The sequence below is a fragment of the Rossellomorea oryzaecorticis genome, from assembly GCF_045897515.1.
Lineage (GTDB): Bacteria > Bacillota > Bacilli > Bacillales > Bacillaceae_B > Rossellomorea > Rossellomorea enclensis.
This window is the reverse complement of sequence record NZ_JBJOSA010000052.1, coordinates 1-745: the sequence shown is the minus strand read 5'-3', so window position 1 is coordinate 745 and position 745 is coordinate 1. Positions and strand designations below refer to the sequence as shown.

At 43.5% G+C, this 745-nt stretch carries 1 protein-coding gene; it reads left to right on the top strand.

The genetic code is table 11. The annotated features are described in order from the left end of the window. Positions 1 to 624, top strand: a 624-nt coding sequence (locus ACKA06_RS21620) for an IS256 family transposase (RefSeq protein ID WP_411160631.1), incomplete at its 5' end; no start/stop codon positions are given. Positions 625 to 745 lie beyond the last annotated feature (121 nt).

The window sequence follows — 745 nt, the reverse complement described above, 5'->3', positions numbered from 1 at the left end:
GAAGTGCTGGGCTTTTATATTGGGGGCAGAGAGTCGTCTAACGGGTGGAGTGAAATTCTGAATGACCTTCGTGAACGTGGGGTTGAACAAGTTCTTCTTGGGGTTTTCGATGGCTTGTCTGGCTTAGAAGATGCTTTCCTTCGTTCTTTCCCAAAAGCCGATGTACAGCGCTGTGTTGTGCACAAAGTGAGGAACACTTTAAACAATGCGCGTAAAAAACATCAAGCAGAATTAGCTCAGGATCTGAAAACTATCTATAAGGCAGATAATTTTGAAGATGCCCTGGCTGCACTCCAAGAACTGAAGGAGAAGTGGAAGAAAACCTACAAACGAGAATTTGAATCGTGGGAGAACGAACTCCCATCCCTTCTCACGTTCTTAAAGTATCCTAAAGATGTTCAGAAGTATCTCTATACAACCAACCTGATCGAACGATTGAACAGGGAAGTCCGGAAGAGACTGAAAACCATGGACAGTCTACCGAACATTGAGGCAGCTGAAAAGATCATTTATTTAAATGTGACGGATTATAATGATCGCTGGGCTAGAAGAAAATTAGGCGGATTTGGTTTAGCGAAAGAAGAAATCAATGATATGTTTAAACAACGTTACGGAGATAAATGACGGTGATCGCGATTTTTCCCCTCCGGAGGCCTCGGCCTCCGGAGGGGAAAGGCAACCCCCATTACCCAAGAGAAGTATATATACAGGGAGTACTCTCTTACACATAATTATTGACACAACC